At 45.7% G+C, this 18,829-nt stretch carries 17 protein-coding genes and 1 riboswitch; of the genes, 8 read left to right on the top strand and 9 right to left on the bottom strand.

Annotation, left to right across the window (positions count from 1 at the left end; genetic code table 11):
* Positions 1-69 precede the first annotated feature (69 nt).
* Genes JWH17_RS01165 through nifE form a run of 3 tightly spaced genes read right to left on the bottom strand, consistent with a single transcriptional unit; the run spans position 70 to position 4,083 of the window.
* Positions 70-1,344 (bottom strand): NifB/NifX family molybdenum-iron cluster-binding protein, encoded by a 1,275-nt coding sequence (locus JWH17_RS01165; protein ID WP_205220717.1) that lies wholly within the window; start codon positions 1,342-1,344, stop codon positions 70-72.
* Positions 1,345-1,375: 31 nt separating this feature from the next.
* Positions 1,376-2,728, bottom strand: a complete 1,353-nt coding sequence (locus JWH17_RS01160) for a nitrogenase component 1 (RefSeq protein WP_205220716.1) — start codon at positions 2,726-2,728, stop codon at positions 1,376-1,378.
* Positions 2,725-4,083, bottom strand: coding sequence for a nitrogenase iron-molybdenum cofactor biosynthesis protein NifE (gene nifE, locus JWH17_RS01155; protein ID WP_205220715.1), 1,359 nt, complete (start codon positions 4,081-4,083; stop codon positions 2,725-2,727). The genes JWH17_RS01160 and nifE overlap by 4 nt, the downstream gene beginning before the upstream one ends.
* A gap of 488 nt (positions 4,084-4,571) precedes the next feature.
* On the opposite strand from nifE, the gene nifA reads away from it, so the two are divergent.
* Entirely contained in the window at positions 4,572-6,188 is a 1,617-nt protein-coding gene (gene nifA / locus JWH17_RS01150; protein WP_205220714.1) for a nif-specific transcriptional activator NifA, read from the top strand.
* A gap of 267 nt (positions 6,189-6,455) precedes the next feature.
* Here the strand turns inward: nifA and JWH17_RS01145 are convergent, their stop codons facing one another.
* On the bottom strand, positions 6,456-7,595 hold the full coding sequence (locus JWH17_RS01145; RefSeq protein ID WP_205220713.1) for a LeuA family protein: 1,140 nt from the start codon (positions 7,593-7,595) through the stop codon (positions 6,456-6,458).
* Between the two features lie 393 nt (positions 7,596-7,988).
* On the opposite strand from JWH17_RS01145, the gene JWH17_RS01140 reads away from it, so the two are divergent.
* From JWH17_RS01140 to JWH17_RS01120, 5 genes are all read left to right on the top strand, one after another.
* Positions 7,989-8,618, top strand: coding sequence for a LysE family translocator (locus JWH17_RS01140; protein WP_205220712.1), 630 nt, complete (start codon positions 7,989-7,991; stop codon positions 8,616-8,618).
* Between the two features lie 77 nt (positions 8,619-8,695).
* Positions 8,696-8,759, top strand: a riboswitch (Fluoride riboswitch).
* 270 nt (positions 8,760-9,029) lie between these two features.
* Positions 9,030-9,482, top strand: a complete 453-nt coding sequence (gene crcB, locus JWH17_RS01135; protein ID WP_232370806.1) for a fluoride efflux transporter CrcB — start codon at positions 9,030-9,032, stop codon at positions 9,480-9,482.
* A 61-nt stretch (positions 9,483-9,543) separates the two neighbouring features.
* Positions 9,544-10,827, top strand: coding sequence for a DUF190 domain-containing protein (locus JWH17_RS01130; RefSeq protein WP_205220711.1), 1,284 nt, complete (start codon positions 9,544-9,546; stop codon positions 10,825-10,827).
* A gap of 52 nt (positions 10,828-10,879) precedes the next feature.
* Positions 10,880-11,533: a PAQR family membrane homeostasis protein TrhA gene (gene trhA / locus JWH17_RS01125; protein WP_205220710.1), complete on the top strand. Its 654-nt coding sequence runs from the start codon at positions 10,880-10,882 to the stop codon at positions 11,531-11,533.
* A gap of 717 nt (positions 11,534-12,250) precedes the next feature.
* A complete protein-coding gene (locus JWH17_RS01120; RefSeq protein WP_205220709.1) occupies positions 12,251-13,303 on the top strand; it encodes a phospholipase A in 1,053 nt (350 codons plus the stop codon).
* Between the two features lie 87 nt (positions 13,304-13,390).
* Here the strand turns inward: JWH17_RS01120 and JWH17_RS01115 are convergent, their stop codons facing one another.
* Together JWH17_RS01115 and JWH17_RS01110 are read right to left on the bottom strand one after the other, a co-directional pair.
* Positions 13,391-14,281 carry an HAD family acid phosphatase gene (locus JWH17_RS01115; protein WP_205220708.1) on the bottom strand — a complete coding sequence of 297 codons (891 nt, stop codon included), beginning with the start codon at positions 14,279-14,281 and terminating at the stop codon, positions 13,391-13,393.
* 296 nt (positions 14,282-14,577) lie between these two features.
* A complete protein-coding gene (locus JWH17_RS01110; RefSeq protein WP_205220707.1) occupies positions 14,578-14,898 on the bottom strand; it encodes a hypothetical protein in 321 nt (106 codons plus the stop codon).
* 417 nt (positions 14,899-15,315) lie between these two features.
* Between JWH17_RS01110 and JWH17_RS01105 the strand changes: the two genes are divergently transcribed.
* On the top strand, positions 15,316-15,708 hold the full coding sequence (locus tag JWH17_RS01105) for a rhodanese-like domain-containing protein (RefSeq protein ID WP_205220706.1): 393 nt from the start codon (positions 15,316-15,318) through the stop codon (positions 15,706-15,708).
* Between the two features lie 12 nt (positions 15,709-15,720).
* Here the strand turns inward: JWH17_RS01105 and JWH17_RS01100 are convergent, their stop codons facing one another.
* Positions 15,721-15,972 carry an MscL family protein gene (locus JWH17_RS01100; RefSeq protein WP_205220705.1) on the bottom strand — a complete coding sequence of 84 codons (252 nt, stop codon included), beginning with the start codon at positions 15,970-15,972 and terminating at the stop codon, positions 15,721-15,723.
* Positions 15,973-16,089: 117 nt separating this feature from the next.
* On the opposite strand from JWH17_RS01100, the gene JWH17_RS01095 reads away from it, so the two are divergent.
* On the top strand, positions 16,090-16,566 hold the full coding sequence (locus tag JWH17_RS01095) for a YMGG-like glycine zipper-containing protein (protein ID WP_205220704.1): 477 nt from the start codon (positions 16,090-16,092) through the stop codon (positions 16,564-16,566).
* A 470-nt stretch (positions 16,567-17,036) separates the two neighbouring features.
* On the opposite strand, the gene JWH17_RS01090 is transcribed toward JWH17_RS01095, so the two are convergent.
* Positions 17,037-17,690 carry a PhoU domain-containing protein gene (locus JWH17_RS01090; protein ID WP_205220703.1) on the bottom strand — a complete coding sequence of 218 codons (654 nt, stop codon included), beginning with the start codon at positions 17,688-17,690 and terminating at the stop codon, positions 17,037-17,039.
* Positions 17,691-17,760: 70 nt separating this feature from the next.
* Positions 17,761-18,822: a Na/Pi cotransporter family protein gene (locus JWH17_RS01085; protein ID WP_205220702.1), complete on the bottom strand. Its 1,062-nt coding sequence runs from the start codon at positions 18,820-18,822 to the stop codon at positions 17,761-17,763.
* Between the last annotated feature and the right edge of the window lie 7 nt (positions 18,823-18,829).

Raw genomic sequence — 18,829 nt, 5'->3', positions numbered from 1 at the left:
TTTCTACCAAAACACTTTAGCTGTACCATCGTTTTGACTACGGAAAAACAGTCGTTTATTGGGGGTATTTCAGCCGCAGCCGGTACCTGTCCCCGCGCACGAACCATCGGCACAGGGATTTCTCCCTTTCAGTCTCTCGGTAGCTTTGCCCTCGTAAACAACCCGCAACCCTTCTTCAATAAATCCAGATGCTTCAACCGGTTTTATTCCGGCCTTACTCATGATTTCTGCAGGTGTATCGCCAACCCCGCTGACCAATACCGCGCGACAATCACCAAGTATTTTCGCGAGTTGGTGCCAGCGTTTTATACCGCCGCCAGCCTCCGCAGCAGGACGGTCTTCCACCTTCTTGTACTGCTTACCATCTGTCTCCCATATCTGAAACGATTTTGCTTCGCCCAGGTGTTGGTTAATGAGAATGCCTTCAAGGGTGCCGACCGCAACATAAGGGCGCTTGTGAGCAGGCATTGGCTTTAAGGTTGAGCAGGCTGAGAGGCAGCTCCTGAACTCTTCGGTTTTGTCATCATCTAAAAGGCCTACCGCGTCTGCTCGGCACCTGGTGCAATGGCGCATCTGTGGGAGGTACTGCTCTGCCATGGAGCGAATCGATGCCATGGTTTTTTTGTCAGGCTGTGGCAGATGCCCAAAAGGGGTGTTTACATTGGGGAACATGGCGATGCAGTTGAGCAGGTCAACCCCTAGTTCCTCCATTTTTTGCGCTATCTCCTCAATGTGATGGTCGTTGACACTGGGGATAACAATGGAGTTTACTTTTACTGTTATATCATGCGCTTTCAATTTTTTGATTGCTTCGATCTGCCTAGAAAGAAGCACTTCGGCAGCCTGTTTACCACGGTATACAATATTTCCGTCCTTGACCCATGAATATACTTCTTTTCCTACCTCCGGGTCGACCGCACAAACGGTAATGGTAATATGGCTGACCCCTATTACTGCCAACTCTTCAATGTAGGGGCCGATATTCATGCCGTTTGATGAAAGGCAGAGAATCATGTCCGGATGATTTTTTCTTATCATTCGCATGGTTCCCAGGGTTTCCTCAGGATTGGCAAAAGGGTCGCCTGGGCCGGCGATACCGGCCACCGTAATCCGTGGCTCCTTTTCGAGGACCTGCTGCATGTACACTCCAGCTTGCTCCGGAGAGAGGACACTACTGGTAACTCCTGGGCGGGACTCGTTCACGCAGTCGTACTTGCGATCACAAAAATTGCATTTAATATTGCACTTTGGGGCAACAGGAAGATGTACTCGACCAAATTGCCCTTTTACCTCTGCATTGAAACAGGGGTGGCGATGATAATCTTTGGTTATAATCTTTTTCATGTCTTCTCCCTTTGTAAGCGGGAAACACCTTTTACATGTAGCTATAGCCTACAGGTGAATCGCTTTGTTTTTTTGCAATAATGGTGTTGGTGATGGTGTCAAACAGACTCTGGGCACCGTGATAGCCAAGGTGGAGAATACGCTGACCGCCCACCCGGTCATGGACCGGAAATCCTACTCTGATAATCGGGATTTCAAATTTTCTGGCAAAGGCATATCCTTTGGAATGGCCTATGACTAAATCAATATCCAGCTCAGCGGCCTCGGACTCGATATCGTAAAAATCCACATTGTCCTTTACGATCGGCATCTCGCAGTCCATGCCTTCCATCACTTTCTCTATGGCTTTTTTCATCTTTTTACTGTTTCCGCCCGAGGCACAGAGTACCGGCTTGATTCCTATTTCTGCTAGAAATGAGGTCAGCCCAACTACCAGGTCTTCTTCGCCAAAGACAACCGCACGTTTGCCAAAGATGTATTTGTGCCCGTCAACCATGCTGTCAATCAGCCGACCACGGGCAGAACTGTATTTTGTTGGGATCGTTTTGCCGCTTATGGTGGTAAGTGTCTCGAAAAATGCATCGGTCTCTCTGATGCCTATGGGTAAGCCGAGCTGGTACAATTTGGTTGAAAAACGTTCTTCCAGCACCTTTCCTGCTGTCCTGCCAGGTAAAGTCGCTCCCAGCTCAATGGTTGCTTTTGCCCCACCCATTTGTTTGATCTCTACCAGCGGAGTTCCGCCTTTGGGCATCAGCGGATATTCATTGAGGGCTTGCCCGTCCAGGGTTTCTGAGTAATCGGGCATGAGTGTGATCGGCATTTCCCAATCTTCGCAAATTTCTTTGAGATGCCTGATGTCCGCCGTTGAGATAAACCCACTGAATAGGTTTGTTTTGTCGTGCATGGCGGTGGGCATGGTGAGCTGGTCAACGATAGCGGTGGTAGCTGCATGGAATCCTTCCATGTGGGTGCCTGCATAGCTTGGCGTGGAAACTGTTACCACCGCAGGCGAATCGTCTGTTCCGAATTCTTCATGATATTCGTGAAGGATCATCGGCACATTGTCGCCGATGGTTTCGGTGAGACAGGTAGTGGCTACTCCGATTAACTCTGGTGTGTATTTGGACGTTACGTTTTTCAGGCCGAGTTTCAGGTTAGCTGCTCCGCCATACACTGCGTGTTTTTCTCCCAGGGACGAGGATGCGATATCAATTGGTTCGTTGAAGTGGCTGATGATGTAGCGACGCATGTAGGTCGCGCACCCCTGAGATCCGTGGAGAAAAGGGACGCAACCTTCTATGCCTCGAAAAGCCAGGGAGGCTCCTAGAGGTTTACAGAGTTTACAGGCATTGGTGGTTGAAGTGTAATTAGGCATTTTACTCATGACGCACTCTCCTCTGCTCGGCGGGGGACAAATTTCCAGACCGGGCTCATGACCGATCCATAGACTTCACGGACAAAGTTGAGCATACCTTCGAAGCCGGCCAGCATTTCTTTTCTTTCATGGTTATGGTCACAAAAAGCGACTCCCAGCTTATAAGCAATGGGGCGTTCTTTGACCCCGCCCACAAACAGATCCACATCCTTTTCTTTTATAAAGGCGGAGAGTTCCAGTGGGTTGGAATCGTCGACAATGATCGTACCCTCGTCGGTGATCTGTTCAAGTTCATCGTAATCCTGCTTGGTCCCTGTCTGGGAGCCGACCATGACCACATCCATGCCGACCAGTCGGAAAGCCTTGACCAGGGAAAAGGCCTTGAAAGCACCGCCAACATAGATGGCGGCCTTCTTTCCCTTAAGTGCCTTTTTGTATCGGTTGAGTTCCGGCAGTAGTTTTTCAAGTTCGCTTCGTACTACTTCCACTGCCTTTTCCATGAGCTCTGGGTCCTTGAAATACCTGGCTACCTCGTAAAGCGCTTCCGCCATATCTTCGACGCCGAAATAAGAAACGCGAATTGACGGAATGTTGTAGCGCTCCTCCATCATGTTGGCGAGTTCCATGGTTGCTCCGGAACATTGCACCACATTGAGTGCTGCTCCATGTGAACGTTGAATATCTGCGACCCGACCATCGCCGGTGATATTGGCAACTACTTCAACGCCGATTCGCTCGAAATATTCACGGATCAGCCAGATTTCCCCAGCCAGGTTGAAGTCGCCCAGGATATTAATGGAATATTTGGAGATACCGCTAATGTCACCTGTGCCGACCAGGCGACCCATGGCATCGCAAGCTGCCTCGTATCCGGCACGCTTGTTGCCTTTAAAGCCTTCAGACTGAACCGGCAGCACAGGGATGCCCTTGTCGGCGGCAGCCTTGCTGCATACTGCTTCCAGGTCATCACCGATCAAGCCGACGATACAGGTCGAGTAGACAAAGGCGGCTGCCGGCTTGTGGCGGTCGATGAGCTCGTCAAGGGCGGCTGCAAGTTTTTTTTCGCCACCAAAAATGACGTCCATCTCCTGGAGGTCGGTTGAAAATGAGAGACGGTGCAGCTCCGGGCCGGAGGAAAGGGCACCTCGAATGTCCCAGGTGTACACTGCACATCCGATAGGGCCATGGACAAGGTGTATAGCATCGGCAATAGGGTAGAGTACAACCCGCGATCCGCAAAATACACAAGCCCTCTGGCTGACAGCGCCGGCAAGGCTGTCTTTGTCGCAGTCAATAGTAAAAGGGGCAGTTCCTTTCCGGTGGATCTGTCCTTGTCGTTCGTCAAGTACTTTTGCAGCTTTCATCGCTGATCACCCTTTTTGTAAATGAGTTGCATTACATGGTTTCCTTTTGACTAGCAAGCGTTGTGCCAAATAAATTAATTGTTAAAGTGTAATGAATTCAATTTGATAGGGGCAATAGCCGATTCTTTTTTGAAATAGTTGGCAAGTAAGAGAAGTAGACATTGTGACACAAATGAAAAAAAGAATACATTTTTGAGATGTTTTGTTGGTGGTACGTTGATGTGTGTAACGTTTTAAGTGAGAGCTTCGATTGGATTGATATGCTTTGTCACAAAATGACGATGAGGGGAAAAGTTGATAGAGGTAATCAAAGATTTTTCATTATTGTGCAAAAATGTGTGAGCCTATGCCGCTTTTATGGTGATGCTTATTGTGAAATGTATGTTGTTTCAGTGTGTTGGGTTCTTCGTTGTGCTGGTGGAATAAAAATTGCTTTAATTTCGGTGGTGTGGATTTATTTTTTGAAATTTCAGGCAAAGGTGTAGGTCATGACAACCGAAAGATATACTTCAGATTCTCTTCCGACCGATAGTGCCACGGCAAGGCTGGAGGTCGAAGCCTTTTACAAAATAGCCAATCTTATTAGTGAAGTTGTTCATTTGGATTCAACCCTTTCTGCAGTGCTGCAGGTTCTGCATGATACCTTGAGAATGGAAAGGGCGACTCTGCTTCTTTTGGATGAAGGTGGCAAGAATTTGATTATCAGAGCCTCGTACGGGTTGTCTGTCAAAGAAGAGCAGCGCGGTGTGTATAAAATTGATGAAGGTGTTGTGGGGCAGGTGTTTAAAAGTGGGTCTCCGTTTATTGTTCCGGATATCAACAGTGAGCCTCTCTTTCTCAATCGGACCGGCTCGCGTAAGCCGATTAAGAAGTCGACCATTTCCTTTATCGGGGTCCCTGTTGTCCTTCAGGGAGTGGTCGTTGGTGTGCTGAGTGTGGATCGACTTTTCAGTTCGGAAATTTCATTTGAAGAGGACGTCCGGTTTTTAACTGTTTTGTCTACCTTGATTGCCCAGTTTCTTAATTTGCAACAGGTCGTCAAGAATGAGCGCGCCGAACTTGTTGAAGAAAACAAAAACTTAAAAGCAGAGCTTCATGGAAAGTTCAGCAGGCATTTTATTATTGGGCATTCAAAGCCGATGCAGGAGGTGTTTTGGGTTATAGAGAAGGTTGCTAAAAGTGCAGCTACCGTTCTTATGACCGGCGAATCAGGTACGGGAAAGGAGCTTGTGGCTCGAGCCATTCATGAGTCAAGTAAGAGGAAGCAGCAGCCTTTTATTAAGGTGAACTGTGCAGCCATTCCGGAAAATTTGCTTGAAAGTGAACTTTTTGGTCACGAAAAGGGAGCATTTACCGACGCGATTGTTTCTAAGCCCGGAAAGTTTGAGATTGCTGACAAGGGGACCCTGTTTTTGGATGAAATAGGGGAGTTGCCCCTCGGCCTTCAGGCGAAAATATTGAGGGTGCTCCAGGAAAAACAGTTTGAACGTGTTGGTGGTAATCGTACCATGAGTGCAAATGTTCGAATTCTTGCGGCAACAAATGTTGACCTGGAAGAGGCTGCAAAAAAGAAACTTTTTCGTATTGATTTGTTTTATCGGCTCAACGTTGTGCCGATTGTTCTTCCGCCTCTTCGTGAGCGAAAAGAGGATATCCCACTCCTGCTGGAGTATTTTCTCAAGGCTAGTAACAAGAGGAATGACAAGAACATGAGGATGAGCCAGGAGTTTCTTGATTTTATGATAGATTACTATTGGCCTGGTAATGTAAGGGAGCTGCAGAACTTGGTCGAGCGAATGGTTATTCTTGCTGATGGGAACATCCTCAGGGTGTCGGATCTCCCGGAGTCAATTCGTTTTGCAGAGTTAGATCAGGTGTCTGCTGAGACTGCAAGACAACCTGAAACCGCTCCTGATCTTTTTCAAAATCAAACGTATAAAGATCTTTCTCCCCGTTCTTTGGAAGAAATTGAAAAGCAGGAGGTGGAGAAAGCCTTGAGGCGGCATGGGTGGGTTCAGGCAAGAGCTGCCAGGGAGCTAGGGCTTACCCAGCGACAGATAGGGTATAAGGTAAAGAAATACGGTCTTTCTCGACCCACGTTTTAGCCTGAATTTCTTGTCATTTCAGGCGGCGTCAGGTTCAAAATTTTTGGTAATGAATAGGTAAGCGTAGACTCCGGGTAAGCGTAGACTCCGGGTAAGTGTAGACTCCGATAGTGACCTGTGCTCATTGCCAAGGTGCTGAAGAAAATTATGCCGGATGGACTGGTCTCAGGTGAATATTGGTAAGCTTGTAACCGCCTTTGAGCTTGCCTTGTATAAAGAAATTGTTTGCAATTAAGAAGTTAGCGCAATGCTTGTGAGCAATCCGGTCTAGGCTGAGTGTAATCGTTGTTGGGCAAGACGGATAAGTTCATTCTCAACCAAAGGCTTTGCTCCGGATTTGGCAAGAAATCTGATTTTTTGGACAAGATCTTCCGCCTGTTCGCTGGAAAAGGTCATGCCTGCCGAGCGTAATGTATGTTGGATGGCCCTTTTTCCAGTTTTACTACCAAAGAGAAGTGTCCTGTCGCGTCCCAGCTTGAGTGGGTCATACGGCTCATATGTTTTCGGATTTACCGCCAAACCGTGTACGTGCAGTCCTGATTCGCAAGTGAATATTTCTTTTCCTATGACCGGATGGTGAGGATGGATATATGTCTGCGCTGCTGCTGCAACAGTATCGCAAAGCGTTTTCAGGTTGTCGGCCTGGTAGCGCCTCATTTCTTTTTGCAGAGACAGAAAACCTACAATTTCTTCGAGTCGGCAATTACCGGTTCGTTCGCCAAGCCCTAGAACTGTTGCGTCAATCCACTGTGCTCCTGCTTCCAGTGCAGCTATGGCATTGGCTGTGGCCATGCCGAAGTCGTTATGGGTGTGGACTCCAACTTCAAGCGATGTTGCCTCTGTTACTCTGTTTACCAGTGCTGTTATACTTCCCGGAGATCCGATCCCTACTGTATCGGCAAGACGTAATCGTGATGCGCCTGAACTGTTGATAAGTTGAGCGACGCGAACAAGGAATTCAGGCTCAGCTCTGGTTGCATCTTCAAGCCCGACAGATACTTTTTCGAAGCCCAGCTCAAGAGCTTTTGTGATGGAGCGGTCGAGTTTCTCTAGTACCCATGAACGAGTATGAGCAAGTTTTTCCCTGATCAGTATATCTGAAACAGGTATGGAAAGTGAGAGTGTGTCAGGTTTGCATTGGCCGGCAAAGTGTATATCTTCCTCGTTGCATCGCGACCAAAGGGCAATCTTCACTTTTCTTTTTGCTATTTGTAAGGCGTCCGGCACAAGGGTTAGTAGTTCTGGTGACCTGGGCGTGGCAACGCCCAGTTCAATTTCTTCGACACCAAGTGCGGTGAGCTTCTCTATTATATCGAGTTTCTGGTGATGCTCAAAGAATACTCCGGCACGCTGTTCTCCTTCTCTTAATGTAGAATCAACAATACCCTTCAGGGAAAAATCCGACATGATTACTAACCTCTTTTTTTTAGAACGTCGCTCGATTGAATGCGATTGTCTGTTGTGGTGCCTTAAGTGATGCAAAAAACGTGCGCTGGAAAACCATAAATAAACGTGTTTTTGATGGGGGAATAGTTCGTTTATGTGAAGATGTGGAAAATAGTGTTACGGAAATGTAATGTTTTGCAGATATGTACTCTTTGTCGGTGGGCTGGTCTGTTGTGGACATCCTCTTGGTGTGCTCAATAGAACACGCATTTTGACGCGATAAAGTTTGGGAGGTATGGTAGTAGTATTTTACATGTTATCAACCCAGTGAGTTGCACTGCCGCTTAGGTGTAATAAAAAAAGACTCTTCAACAGTTAGTTTGGATATGTACTCTATGGCCTTGGAGTAAAAGTATGGAATTTTCACATGGACTTTTTGTTATCACGATCGTACATCTTTTGGCTGCCGCCTCTCCAGGTCCTGACTTTGTGATGGTATCGCAACAGTCCCTTTCAAACGGGAGAAGTTCCGGTATCTTATGTAGCCTGGGCATAGCCTGCGGGCTGTCTGTGCATATTATCTATTCCGCTTTAGGGCTTGCCGCTGTTATTGCGAATTCCGTATCACTGCTGTTTGTCATTAAACTGCTTGGCGGGAGTTATTTAATGTATCTTGGTATTAAGGGGATACGATCACAACCCAAGGTGCTTGAGCAGGGTGAAGGGAGCCGCATTATATATCGTTCTCCACTGAAAACCGTGGGCAAAGGTTTTCTGTGCAATGTTTTAAACCCCAAGGCACCGATCTATTTTGTCTCTCTTTTTACGATTGTACTTTCTCCGGATATACCGCTCCGGTTTTTGGCTATCTATGGTGTGTGGATCATGTTGCTTCAATTTTTGTGGTTTTCTCTGGTTGCTCTGCTTCTCTCAAGCCCTCCGGTTTCGAGGCGTTTTAATAAATGTGGGCACTACGTAGACCGTGTTTTTGGTGGAGCAATGGTCGCCCTGGGGTTGAAAGTGATTACATCGCAAACGAGCTGATCCTGAAATGAACGCCTGCTACATTAACTATTTTTTTTTATTGACTTTACTCGGTAGCGTACTAGTCTTTTGACTGTAAATCCGTAGGGGATGGAGTTCCCCGTATAACTGCCGTAATCGGCTGATGACTCCTACTGGAAGAACTCTCTGGTGGGGGGAATCCGTTCAAAGTTTTCAAGCTCCTGCCGGATAATAATTTGGCTGGGGCTTTTTTGTTTGCAAGTGACAAAAGTGGGTAAATGTATCAGGCATATTTTTGTTGGCCTCGCCAAGGTATAATGAGAAAATAGCTATGCTTTCAGTTGGGACTGGCAAAGGGTGCAGAGAAGGTCACGATCCAGAGATTTTGCGGAGCTATTTGCCCGGTTTTCCCTTGAAGGAAAGGGTAGTTGTGGAGTGGTTAAAAATGATATGGAAAGTTTAGCTCAAATAATAATGCAGTTAAAAAGTGCCTTGTCGGATAGTCTTTTTTTTATAGGCCCGGTAGTGAAAAAAATTGCCCTGGTAATGTGTGGGGGCAGTCTGGGGGCGGCAAGTCGCTACGGTATCAGTTTGCTCTCGGTGAGGATTTGGGGTACCGGTTTTCCATGGGGTACCCTGATTGTCAATTTGATTGGCTGTTTTTTAATCGGGGTGCTGTTTACCCTTGCTGCCAGGGCCAGGTTATTAACTCCAGATATGCGATTATTACTCATCACCGGATACATGGGGGCTTTAACTACATTTTCGACCTTTGCTCTGGAAACCGTCAGCGCCGGTCGCGCAGGAATGGTACTTCAGTCCCTGGTCAATGTATTGGCTAACAATGTCGGTGGTCTTGCCTGCACTTTTCTGGGTATATGGGTGGCTAGTCTCATCAGGTAGTGTTCTTTCCGAGAGGTATCATTTTTCGGACAGGCGCCGGATAGTTATAGAGGATCAAGCAATGTTGAAATATAAAGCGGTCGAAATTTTCACCAATGAAGAGGCACGATACCGGAATAAACCGGTTGCGGATGCTGCCATGCAGTATGTTCGAAAGTTGAAAATAGCTGCGCGTTGTACGGTCAGTCGAGGGGTTGCCGGTTGTTCTGAAAGTGGAGAGATAACGACTGATAGGCTGGAAGTGCTTTCTGTAAGTATGCCGATTAGAATTTATATTATCTTCCCTGCCGCAGAGATGGAGCGGGTGCTCGATGGTTTGGAGCCTATGGTCAATGATGGGATCATGGTGCTGCACGATCTTGATGTTGTCTGTCACCGGGTGCGCAATGCCTTTTTTCCGCGTCAGCTGAAGGTCCGCGATGTAATGACAGCAGATGTTGCAAGTATTACCACGACCACCCGGCTAAGTGATGTGGTGCAACTGCTGTTGCCGTCTATCTTTAACGGTGTGCCGGTTCTGGATCCAAAAGGTCGCCCTGTCGGCATGGTTACCCAGGGCGATTTGATCAGAAAAGGTGGGCTGTCGCTCAGATTGGGACTGTTGACAGAGTGCGATGAGCAGTGTCGAAAAGAGGTTCTTAACCCGATGTCTACCCGGCAAGCCGAGGAGATCATGACAAGACCAGTTATTTTCATCGCTGAAAGCAAACCGCTGGCAGAGGCTGTGGATTTGATGTTGCGCGTAGGAATGAAGCGTTTACCGGTAGTCGATGAGCAAGGGAAACTCTCGGGAATGCTGTCGCGACTGGATATTTTTAATACGGTCATGCGCGAAACTCCTGATTGGAAAGCCTTTGCTGAGCAGAAAGTGGAAGTGGGAGATTTAAAGCGGGTGGGAGATATCCTGCGTCGGGATACCCATACTGTTTCTCCTGAAACAACCTTGGACGAGGTTATGCGCATCATTGACAGCAATGACATGCAAGGGGTAGCTGTGGTTGACCCGCAAGGCAAATTGCTGGGGCTGATTGCTGATCAGGACTTGCTTGGTTATTTTCAATCCGGGCAGGAAGGATTCTGGCAACGTTTGGCAAAAGGAATACATTCCACTCAACACAATATTTGTCATGGAGACCTGCAACAGTGCTTGCTTGAAACGACTGTCGGCAAGGTTATGCAAACGGATTTTGTAGCGGTCCGTGAAGATATGTTGATCGAAAACGCTATCAGCCAGATGGTGGAAAAGGGAATCAAGCGCTTGCCGGTGGTTGATGAGGCGGGCTGTTTTCAAGGGATGATCAGCCGGGATTCATTGCTCCGCACAGGCTTTAATGCTGCCATGTAGTTATGGCGATATACGCGACAGAGGAAAAATGTAATTGAGTTAAGGTGATTTTATGAAAATTCTTGCCTCAGAAAAAATTGCTGCTTACTCCCATTGTGCAACAATTCCAATTATAGCAATCGGTTCTCTTGCGCTGGTTATACTGGCAAAGGGAGATTTTTCGATCCAGCTTGTCTCTATTATCTATGGATTGTCAGGTATTTTTCTTTTTAGTGCGAGTTTTCTGTACCACTCGAAAAAACAAATGGAAAATGACAAAACAATCTGGAGAAAGCTTGATCACACGGCCATTTTTTTTCTCATCGCTGGAACTTACACTCCTCTCTGTTTCCTTTATCTTGAGGGAAAAATGAAGTGGGGCATTCTTATTGCTCAGTGGTCGCTGGTGATGCTGGGAACGCTTTTTAAATTCCTGTTTATCAATGCGCCAAGAGTGTTCGGGACCATTGTTTATCTCGTTATGGGGTGGCTCGTATTGGTTCCGATGGTGAGCCTGGTGGAAAACATGCCAAGGGTTGCCCTTATTTTCTTGGTAGCAGGTGGGCTCTCGTATACAATCGGTGCGGTCATTTATGCCTGTAAGAGACCGAACCCGCGACCAGGTTTTTTTGGGTTTCATGAGATTTTCCATCTTTTTATTTCAGGCGGAGCAATTTTGCACCTTGTGATGCTCATTGATGGGGTGAAACATCATTTTCATTCTTGATTTACCTGTTGTTTACGACCAAAAAAAATGCTCCCACCTCCTGAACGATGGCTAAATGCTCTCTCTATTCGACCGCGGTAATCGATTGGTCGAGCAGGAATGTACAGGGGACCAAATTAGCCACCATCCTGGAAACCTGACATGCTGCCGACGGTTGAACCGGCAGTTTAATAGGAGTAGGGGTTCCACCTTAAAGGCAAATTATACTGTCCAAACAAAGAGAAGAACCACCTCTACTTCGTGAATAATTGCTTTTCCTTCCAACTTCTGCATTACAGGTAAAATTTGAATTTTAACCTCGAAGGTAAGCGCAGATTTCGATATTAACTCTATGCCGGAGGTACAATTTTGGATGTGCTGCGAATTTGAGCGGACTTTCTAATTTTTTAAGACGCCCTAAAACTTTAAGGTCCTTTTCAATGCGGGAAAAGATGAAGATGTGTTTGTTTTGGTTGACGGTTTAAAGAGAATATCTTGCTGTAGATAAAAAAAAGTAGGGTTCTGCATGAAAAAAGGCTAGAAATGGAGTGCGGTTGGCTCTGATTGCCTGGATCAGGCCTCATCGTTGATTTTTTATGGAGCGTATCATTGTTCATTGATGCTCTATTTATGGGAGATTTTTTTTGAACGATTTCGACGTTATTCTATAAAAAAAACAATAAGTTAGCAGGTTTAAAGGGGTCATAACAATAATCATCGAATCAAAAAGGAGATGAAATGAGGGGGGAGATTAATCGAACAGGATTTTCTTGTCGGCAGGGCATTGTATGCCTTGGAATTATGCTCTTGCTCACTGCTGGCATACTCCAGCCGGGGAATGCTGTCGCAGATGACATGATGGATTGTATGAGTAAAAGCATGCAGTCGGCAGATCCGAACATGACCATTGGCGAACTTCGACTGCAGTGCGAGAAAGAAATTCAGGATGGAGGGGATGATAAGGTCCAAGAGGAAAAGCAGCTAGCTGTGGTCACAGATCGTGTTCACAAGGACCGCCAGCATGTGCTGCAGCCTTTCACTCTCATGGCACATAAACCAAACTATATACTTCTTGCCGCATACAATGCCAGCGGTTTCAATTCAGCCCCATGGAAAGAAACGTTTGGTGATCCAACCCTTGAAGACTGGGAAGACACAGAGGCCCAGTTTCAGCTCAGTGTCAAGTTTCCTCTGCTTGTTAATATGTGGGATGATACGTTTGATATTTATGCGGCCTATACCAATCGTTCTTTCTGGCAGATATACTACGAAGACTCTGCTCCCTTCCGTGAAACCAATCATGAACCTGAGGCCTGGGTACAGTTCCACCCTGATTGGGAATTATTCGGCTTTAAAAATACCTGGAATTCATTTGGCATCAATCATCAGTCCAATGGCCGTGGTGGATCGCTTTCCCGTAGCTGGAATCGCCTTTTTGCCTGGATTACGGTTGAGCGCGGCAACCTTGCCATGTCCTTTAAGCCGTGGTACCGAATTCCAGAAGATGATGACGACGATGATAATCCGGATATCACCGATTATCTCGGTCATTATGAACTCTCTGCCTCGTATAAGTGGGGAGAGCATGTATTCAGTGTGATGTCACGTAACAACCTGGAATCAGGCTTTGAGAAAGGTGCGGTTGAGCTCAGTTGGAGTTTTCCGCTATGGGATTGGCCTTACTTGAAAGGATATGTGCAATACTTTAATGGTTACGGGCGTAGTCTTATTGATTACAACCAGCACTCCAATGTCATTGGTATTGGTTTTTCAGTAACAGACTGGCTGTAGGCAGCTAACCCATATTTTTTCGAAACATTTTTCAATAATGTAATGTATCAGGCAACCTGTCTTTGGTTCAGGTTGCCTGGTGATTCCCTAATATCCCTCCAAATACTTCATTTTAGGTTCTTCTAAGACGTTCCACCATGATCCATATTTTGGATTTGGCAGCATGTACCAAACTCGGCCCCATTTTTTTTCATTCGCAGTGACCAGGTCTGCTCGTTGCTCAGAGGTGATATTCTTTTTTACATTTGGCAGGAAATCCCCCAGATCATCGCCGAAGAGCATCATTATCCGATATTTTTGAGCCACTAGTTTCTTTCTACTTTCTTTTTCGGATAACCATCCTGTTTGTTCGTTTTTAAGCAAGATGTTAGCAGGCTTGATCCCCTCAATGCCAACGTTCTTCAAATTATTAATAGTGTCGGCCTTTTGTGGACACTTATCCTTTGTGCCTGTACGCTTTTTACATGTACGATTTGTGATATATATGATTTCTACACCGGCAGCGGTTGCATGATTAATGAAACTGACCGCACCCGGTGTCGCTGTTGCCTGCTGCAGTGAAAGCCAATGGTCCCAGGTTTGAGAATTGTATTCAGCATTTTCGACGATAATTTTGGCATGGTACTTCGTGTTGTCCAATACTGTTTCATCGACATCTAATACAACTGCCGGGGGTAATGATGCGGCCTGCTTGACCTGACCGGGGATTGCAGTCCATGCGGAATCCTTGACTGCTTTTTCTAGGTTGTTAGTTGCTGTATTATACGTTTGAAGTGATGTTGCATGGAAGTTAGAGGACTGTTGCATCCAGAGTACGCTGTTAAAGCTGTTATGAACCAATGCCGTTGAGCTGCTGGCTGCTCGCTGGGAGCAACCAGTAGATAAAATTACTACTCCAACTATTACGATAAATTTCAGGAAAATTACTGCCATCAGTGGCGTTGAAGAATGGACAGAAAAACGTGGTGATTTTGGCATTGGCGCAAGGAGTGTTGACGTTTGTAAAAAGATATGGACAGATAAAACGTATCATATCCCTATAATTTGCTCTACAGGTATCTCGAAGGTGTGAGTTATCCATAAATATATTAGCATGTTAACGAGTATGTGGAATTAACTCTGGCGTCTATTTGGTCCATGGCGTTGTTGATCGTTTTTCCGCCAAGGGAGGAATCTTCAATAGGTCAAGTTTTTAAATGGCTGCCTATTAGTTGAGCTTCAATAACTCTTTGTCGATATCGACGCCATGTCGGCGAAAGAAGGAATCTCATTGATTATTGAGCTGTTTTTACATCGAGCTTTTCTTCTAATTTTTTGTACACACGTTCACACCGTTTTGCGGGGACAATAAGCAGCATTGGACGAGAAACATAGATAGTGACCAGTGTGTCTTTTGGTCGAGGTTCTTTGAGGTACACTTTGATTCTCGATGCACCCAGTCCTCCCAGCCATCCCTTTTGTTTCCATTCAATAACACCTTTGTGCTCGTCTGAGCTGACGCTTTCCCATGAGGGGATTTCGTTCCCGCTTTCCACGACCATTTGAAAGCTTTTTTTCAATTCAAATGGGATTTTATATTCGAAACTTTTAATCATTTTTTAGAAGCCTTTATCGTTTGTTGAGACTCTACCCGGGAATCATGACCGATCTGGGAAATAGAATCCTGCAAAGATCATAGTCTGTCCGTAAATATTGCTCAATCATTTCATTGGTGCGTGGGGGGGGGGAGACCAAATAGAAAATTTAATTTTTTATACTTTAAATTAGTAAGTTATGGTTGTAATAGTAGTTATGTGTAAATGCACACAATCGTTATGGATTCATTACCCTGAAGCAGGTTGAACAAGTGATAAAAAAAATTGACGGCAGGCCCAGCAAATTCTCTAATTTCATTATAGGTTATGGAATAGTACAGAGTGCTGAGGTAACTGACTGAAAAAATGTACACTTTTCAGGTGCATTCAGGTCTTTAAAAAACTGTGCGAACAGGAAAAATACAAGGAGCATTTATTATGCAACAGTTAGACGAAGTTTATCGTTCTTGCACACTGGATTATTTTGAAAGCGGCGCGTACCGTATTACTATGGAAGAATTTCTGGCCCTCAAAAAAGAAAATAAGGCGATGATGCTGGATCTACGTTCCAAAGAAGAAGCTGAGCTGATAGGGCTGTCCTTTGCGCATAACATTCCCATTGAAGAGTTGCCGGACCGGTTGGCTGAACTGCCTAGAGACAAAACCATAGCCGCTTTTTGCGCCAGCTGTGTCCGTGCCGTGATGGCATTTGTCTATCTGAAGGCAGCTGGTTTTGAAGATGTAAAAATTGTCCCTGACAAATTGCAGGAACTGACAGCAAACTTTATGCCTCCATTTGCTGCCAAGCATTACGAAACGCTTAAAAAGTAATTTTTTCTCTTCTCAAACCGTCGGTTTTTTTCCTTGAAGCCGGCGGTTTTTGGGCTTTGAGAAGGGGTTTAACCGATTTTGCATTACAACCTCTTTTTTCGTTTGAGAGAATTGAATGCCTTGACCCATAAAAACAGTCAAGGCTATAATGGTGTAATCAACAACTGCTTGAATAAACTTCCCATAACTGATTATAACAACAGGTACATCACCGAAAGCTTCTTTAACGGTAAATACCGGGTTGGAGAAATTAACTACTCTCAATAGAACACGCTTAGAGGCATGATCACCTCGCCTGCAGCAGGTGAAATTATTTAGTTGGTAGATAATGAGGTATGTTTATTTGCAACAATGACAAAGACCCAAGATTTGGAGGGATGTATGGGGAAGATGTTTAAATCAACAGCATTGTTAGTGATATTAGGTTGCTGCCCTGTGGTTGCTGTTTGTGAGGCGGAACTGATGGTCTTTCCCGCTAAAGGACAAACACCTCAGCAACAGAGTGCCGACGAGCAGGAGTGTCGAAACTGGGCTATAAATCAAAGCGGTGTTGACCCTGCAAGACTGTCTGCCCCCGCGTCAAGTGCGAATCAACAAAATAGTAGGCCTGTATTGCGAGGTGCCGCTAAGGGGGCCGCTGTTGGTGGACTTGGAGGCTCATTGGGTGGAGAATTCGGTAAAGGCGCTGCCGCTGGAGCCGCTGTTGGCGGTCTGGTAGGAGGAATGCAAAACCGCCGACAGCAGCAGGCGACCGCAACAACCGACCAACAGGCTCAGCAGATCTACAATCAGCAAATTGACAGCTATAACCGTGCCTATTCTGCCTGTCTTGAAGGCAAAGGGTACACTGTCAAATAGTAAACTCCGAGCCAATTTTGTTTTTTTTTGATAGCTTGCTCGACTACTATTAATAGATGGGATATGTGTTGGCTGCTTTTTTTTTGCAAAAATGATAAAGAATCACAACTTTTTCAGTATGTTGACAGTAAAAATAATCTACTTTCGGAGTCTATGCTTATCTCGTCATAGCCAAAAAAATGAACCTGACGCCGCCTGAACTGATGAGAAATCCGGGTAAAGTTTGATTATTCAGTCTCTCGTACCTAAAACTATCGCGTTAAGCTTGGGGTGGCGCGGGACAGTGACTTTTTAGATATTTGCATATGTTTTTTACGAAAAAAATCCGCTGGCAAATAATATAACAATGTAACCGTACAGAAGGGCTTACTATTACCGATGGTGCTCTTGCCATGAGTAGCGAACGTTACGTTCTTCTTTAAAACGATTGTAAGAAAGCACCATTGGCGTAATAGTATCACTTGCTCTGCTCATACATTTCTAACGATCTCCGGTGGAGCGGTTATCTTTGCAAACCTTCTGGTGAGAGTGTATGCCCGTGTCATTTTATCTATTAATGAAATTTCAATTCTTGCTGTTTCCAACTCATCGCCAGCCTGATCTCGTCCTAACACTTCTGCTTTACGCGCCATCAGCCTCTCGACGAGTTGCGGGATGTTTTCTTTCTTATTGATAACAGCCAGGGCTGCATGTTGGTCATTGTTCTGTATTGATTGAACAGCGAGTTCAACCGATTGGTATACCTCTTGGTACAACTCTTTGAAAACCAACCGTGTTGTTTCGCTCACCTGCCGCTCTTTTTTTATGAATCTGAGCAACAGCCCTGAAAGTTCCGTTTCAACCAGGTCGGCAAGGTTTTCCAAACTTACTGTAGCGGTCATCAAGTCCTGGTGTGCTTTACTTTCTTCTGCAGTAAGAAGGCGCTGCCGTATTTTTCCAAGAAAACCAAAGATTGCCGCTTCGAGGATATCGACCTTGTCATCGAGCTCTATTATTCTATTTACCTGTTCTTTGCTTTTGTTGAGCACAGCATCAGGGAGCCCACCAAACATTTCACAGGTAATCTTCCCCATCCTGCCAAATTCCTGACGAACCTGCTCAAGAGCAATAGACGGAACTTCCACAGCCGCCTCGTCGAGATATTTTGGCTCAATAATAACACCAGCTTTTTCCTTCTTTTCAGGGAAAAGTATTTCAGCGAGCCTGGCAAATATCCCCGGTAAAACCGATGAAGGCTATAGTATTAAATACATTAAAAAGAGTGTTTGCATTTGCTATTTGTCTTGGAACGTCGCTTGCCATTTTTGCGGCTCCTTCCAAAGCCTCTTGTGCAGGAGAAATGGCAGTCGCTATGTCAGCAAGAAACCCTATAAAAGGCAGCCACACAAGCACTCCAACAATGTTAAAAAGGACGTGAACAATTGCTGCCCTGACAGCTTCAACCGGTTTACCCATAGCCGCAAGTAGTGCAGTCACGCAGGTTCCAATATTTGCACCCAATGCCAAACCAATCCCTGCTTCCAACGAAAGCAATCCTTCTGTGGCCATTGCAATGGCAATTCCCACCGTTGCAGCAGATGACTGGACAAGGCTGGTAAATAAGGCACCTGCTAAAATGCCAAGCAGGGGGCGCTTCATACTTTCCAGAAAAACCATGAACGGTTCATAGGTACGCAACGGTGTCATGGCTTCACTCATGATGCCCATGCCGTAAAAAACCAGACCGATGCCTAGCAGCATCATCCCAGCATGTTTTACATTTTCTTTTTTCGCGACAAAGGTCATGAAAAAACCGATGGCGACCGGAAGTAAAGCGTAGGCAGCAATATTAAACGCCAGCAATTGTGCCGTCATCGTCGAACCAATATTGGCCCCCATAATAACACCAACTGACTGGGCGAGAGTCATCACCCCGGCAGTGATAAAGCTCACCACTAATACTGTGGTTACAGAAGATGAGTTGAGGACAGCCGTAACAAAGGCACCGGTAATGGCGCCAAGAAAGCGGTTGGTGGTCATTTTGGAAAGCAGCGTCTTCAGCGTTTCACCAGCTGCTTTTTTGAGTCCTTCAGAGAGGAGATTTAGCCCTCCAAGAAACAGAGCCAGACCACCAAACAGTCCCATGGCCAGCTGCAGTACATCAAGATTGTTTCCTGGGAGGTCCGCCCCAAATGCACCTGGAGCAACAAGGAGGAATAATATTCCGAAAATGAAAATCAAAGCCGGTCGAGTAAGAAGTGTTTTCAGATATGTCATATTAAAC

The sequence above is a fragment of the Desulfogranum marinum genome (assembly GCF_016918565.1).
Taxonomy (GTDB): Bacteria; Desulfobacterota; Desulfobulbia; order Desulfobulbales; family Desulfobulbaceae; genus Desulfogranum; species Desulfogranum marinum.
The sequence above is the reverse complement of the archived record's forward strand: the minus strand, read 5'-3'. Positions and strand labels throughout refer to the sequence as shown.